This window comes from Synechococcus sp. Cruz CV12-2-Slac-r, from assembly GCF_024346075.1.
In the GTDB taxonomy this organism is placed as follows: Bacteria; Cyanobacteriota; Cyanobacteriia; order PCC-6307; family Cyanobiaceae; genus Synechococcus_D.
On sequence record NZ_JAGQEK010000132.1, the window covers coordinates 1 to 4,267 of the forward strand.

A 4,267-nucleotide genomic window follows, 5' to 3' on the forward strand; every position below is an offset into this window, starting at 1 on the left:
GCCCTTTTCGATCACCGCCAGGGAACAGCCACCCCCCAGGTGGGCACTGATCAGCCGCACCCCTGGGAAGCGTTGGGCGATCGAACCATGGCTGAGCCCATGGAAGCCAAAGCGGTGCAAACCCCGGGCCCGCCATTCCGCCGGCAGCGCATAGGTGCTGGCCTCCGGCGGCAGGCTGCGGTGGAAGGCGGTGTCGAAGGCGGCACCATGCCAGGCCCCGGGCAGGAGTTTGCGCAACACCGCCAGGCTGTCTAGGGCCGGGCCGTTATGGAGGGGGGCAAGCCGGCGTAACTTCTCCAATTCATGTTCCACCTGCGCATCAAGGACCACGGCTGAGCGGAAGTGGTCGCCGCCATGCACGATCCGGTGTCCCACGGCTTTGATCGCTGCGGCCCCCCCTGCGCTGGGGGGCAACTGCTCCAGCAGTTCCCCTAGGGCGGCAGCCAGGCTGGCCTGATCCTGGGCAAGGGCGCCCCCCCGCTCACTCCAGTCGATCGCCCCCTGCCAGAGCCGCTCCCCTTCGGCGTCAAACAGCACCAGCTTGTGGCTGCTGCTGCCGGCATTAAGCACCAGGGTCGACATCACTCCTCAATTCTTTTCGCAGGAGCCGTAGCCAAACGGCCAGTGCCAATCATTCACGGCGGGATCGTCCATGCCGTGTTTGTAGGCGTAGGCCCGTTGCTTGAGGATTTCGTCTTGCATTTGTTGCTTGAGGTGGGCGGCCCGGGAGCCCAGTTCGGGCACCCGATCGATCACATCAATTACCAGGTTGAAACGGTCGATCTGGTTGATGATCGCCAGCTCCAACGGTGTGTTGATATTGCCGTTTTCCTTATAGCCCCGCACGTGGATATTCACGTGGTTATGGCGTTTGTAGGTGAGGCGGTGAATCAGGAAGGGGTAGCCGTGGAAGTTGAAGATCACCGGACGATCGGTGGTGAAGAGATCGTCGAAGTCTCGGTCGGGGAGGCCGTGGGGATGTTCGGAGGGGAGGGTAAGACTGAATAGCTTAACTACATTTATGTAGCGGATCTTCAGTGACGGCAGTTCCCGCCGCAGGATTTCGATCGCCGCCAGGGTTTCCTTGGTGGGAACATCACCGGCGGAAGCCATCACCACATCGGGGTGATCCATGCTGTCGGTGCAGCTGTCATTACAGGCCCAAGACCAGAGCCCAATGCCCCTGGCCACATGGCGGCGGGCGGCATCCAGATTCAGATATTGCAGGTGTTTCTGCTTGTCTGAAACGATGATGTTTGCCACATTCGTTTCCCGTAAGGCCTCCTCGGCCACCGCCAGCAGGCAGTTGGCATCGGCCGGGAGATATACCCGCGTAACACTGCCTTTTTTATTGCCGGCCAGGTCGATGAAGCCGGGGTCCTGGTGGGTGAAACCATTGTGATCCTGACGCCAGACGGTGGAGGAGATCAGGCAGTTCCAGGAACCGATTGCCGCCCGCCAGGGCACGTCTTCGCACACATCCAGCCATTTGCAGTGCTGGTTAAACATCGAAGAGATCACATGGGCAAAGGCTTCGTAGGTGTGGAAGAAGCCATAGCGACCGGTGAGCAAATAGCCCTCCATCATCCCCACGAGGGTGTGCTCTGAGAGCATCTCCACCACGTGGCCATCCATGCTCAGTTCACCGCCATCGGCATCCTCTGGCAGATATTCCGCCATCCAAACTTTCTTGGTGGTTTCATACACCGCCTGCAGACGGTTTGAATGGGTTTCATCGGGGCCAAACAGGCGATAGCGGCCACGGTTGAGCTCGATTAACTCCTTGATTAATTTTCCCAGGGGGTAGGTGTTCTCCGCTTCGCTTTGGCCGGGGGTTTCCACCGGCACCGCCAAAGCATCAATGTCGGGCCAGCGCAGCTTCTGGCGCAGGCGACCGCCGTTGGCATGGGGGTTGGAGCCCATGCGCTGGTGGCCCGTGGGGGAGAGCTGGCGCAGCTCAGCCCGCAGGCGACCGCCCTCATCAAACAATTCCTCTGGCTTGTAGCTGTGCAGCCACTCTTCAAGGGCGGCCAGTTGTTCTGGCTTGTGTTTGGGGTCGGTGAGGGGCACCTGGTGGGAGCGCCAGAAACCTTCGAGCTTGTGGCCACTCAACTCGCTTGGCCCTGTCCAACCCTTGGGGGAGCGCAGCACCAACATCGGCCATAGGGGCCGGTAGGCCTTGCCGCTGCTGCGGGTTTGTTGCTGGATGGCGCGGATTTCCTCCACTGCCCCATCCATGGCGGCGGCCATCGCCTGGTGCATGGCGTGGGGTTCACTGCCTTCCACAAAGATCGGCCGCCAGCCGTAGCCGCGCATCAGGCTTTCCAGTTCCCTGTGGGGAATGCGGGAGAGGATCGAGGGATTTGCGATCTTGTAACCGTTGAGGTGCAGCACCGGCAGCACCGCCCCGTCGCGGATCGGGTTGATGAACTTATTGATGTGCCAGGCCGTGGCCAGGGGGCCGGTTTCCGCTTCGCCATCCCCCACGCAGGCCAGGGCGATCAAATCGGGGTTGTCAAAGATGGCGCCGCAGGCGTGGGAAAGCACATAGCCCAGCTCGCCCCCCTCATGGATTGAACCGGGGGTTTCCGGGGTGCAGTGGCTGCCGATGTGGCCGGGGAAGGAGAATTGCTTGAAAAAGCGCTTCAGGCCGATGATGTCTTGCGATTTGTCGGGATATACCTCGCTGTAGCTGCCGTCGAGATAAACCGGTCCGAGCATGCCGGGGGCGCCATGGCCTGGCCCCGACAGATAAATCATGTCGAGCTGGTGGAGGCGGATCAGCCGGTTGGCATGGGTCCAGATGAAGCTTTGGCCGGGGCTGGAGCCCCAGTGGCCCAGCAGGCGGTTTTTGATGTGTTCCGGCCGCAGGGGTTCCCGCAACAGCGGGTTGTCCTGCAGATAGATCATCCCCACCGCCAGATAGTTGGCAGCCCGCCACCAGGCATGGAGCTGTTGCAGCTCCTGCTCGCCCAAGGGCTGGCCAGTTTTTTGGCTGGGGTTTAGCGATAAATCTGTGGTGCTCATTTCAGTTTTGGAGGTACTTGTAAATGCGGTCTAGGTGGCTATGGCAAAGGGGGTATTAGGAAACTATTTTGTTTTTAATCTCCCCTTCCTGCCCCCTGGCCGATGAGATTCAAATCACCCGGGATCCGGAGGCTTTTTCTTGGATGTCAGGATCAAACACTGCGGCAATCACCCGAATTAACCAGCGACCCCGTTCGGTAACTGTGATGCTGTTGCAGTGGAGATTGAGTAAGCCCTCCGCCTCCAGATCCCCACAAATGGCCCACTCCTTGGGGAAAATGCTGGCCCCATCAACGGACATGGTTATGAAATCCACGGCGAAATGACACATCAATTCCTGGATGATGTGGCGCCGCAGGATCACCATGGGATCCTTCACCTCTACCCCCCGGTCCACCGCCAGTTGGCCTTGTTTTGTGGCCTCCTGGTAGGCCTTGAGCGAGCGGCTGTTTTGGGTGTAGAGCTCGGGGAAGAGACTGATCGCCGATAGGCCCACCCCCAGCAGATCGAGGTTGGCGCAGGTGGTGTAGCCCTGGAAATTGCGGTGCAGGGTGCCCTGCTGGGCCGCTATGGCTAGGGGATCGTCGGCGAGGGCGAAGTGATCCATGCCGATGGCCACATAGCCCTGGTCCAGCAGATGGCCATGGGCGTTTTCCAGCATTTGCAGCCGCTGGTCCCGCGAGGGCAGTTCCTCCGCTTTGATCCGCCGTTGCAACGGCAGCTGCTCGGGCAGGTAGGCAAAGCTGAACAGGGAAACCCGATCGGGGCGCAGGTTGCTCACTTCCCGCATCGTGGCGGCGAAGCGTTCCGGTGTTTGCAGCGGTAGGCCACAGATCACGTCGAGGTTGACGCTTTCAAAGGCCGCCTCCCGCATCCAGCCCATGGCGGCCCGCAGTTGTTCCACCGGCACCGGACGATTCACCGCCGCCTGCACCGCCGGGTCCACGTCTTGCAGCCCAAAGCTGATTCGGTTGAAACCCAGCTGGCGCAGCTGCAGCACAGCACTGCGGTCGAGCCGTTCGGGGTTTACCTCGATGCCGGCCTCAAGGTCGGCCTCCAGGGGGAAGCGTTGGGCAACCGCCTGCCACACCCGTTGGCGTTCTTCGGCATTTAGATAGTTGGGGGTGCCACCACCCCAGTGCAGCTGGGCGAGCGGTCGGGGGCTGGGCATGGCGCCCACCAGCAGATCCAGTTCCCGTTCGAGGGCATCGAGGTAGGGCAGCACCGCCTTGGAACCTGC

2 protein-coding genes and 1 pseudogene are annotated in these 4,267 nt (G+C 61.0%); all 3 read right to left on the reverse strand.

Annotation, left to right across the window (positions count from 1 at the left end):
• A pseudogene (locus tag KB557_RS09230) lies at positions 1-582 on the reverse strand (acetate kinase); the annotation flags it as partial.
• 6 nt (positions 583-588) lie between these two features.
• On the reverse strand, positions 589-3,027 hold the full coding sequence (locus KB557_RS09235; protein WP_255133513.1) for a phosphoketolase: 2,439 nt from the start codon (positions 3,025-3,027) through the stop codon (positions 589-591).
• 109 nt (positions 3,028-3,136) lie between these two features.
• On the reverse strand, positions 3,137-4,267 hold a 1,131-nt coding region (hemN, locus tag KB557_RS09240), incomplete at its 5' end, for an oxygen-independent coproporphyrinogen III oxidase (RefSeq protein WP_255133515.1).

What these genes read in the sequence shown, in the direction of transcription:
- KB557_RS09235 (WP_255133513.1), bottom strand. Translation starts at nt 3,027, where the DNA reads ATGAGCACCACAGATTTATCGCTAAACCCCAGCCAAAAAACTGGCCAG.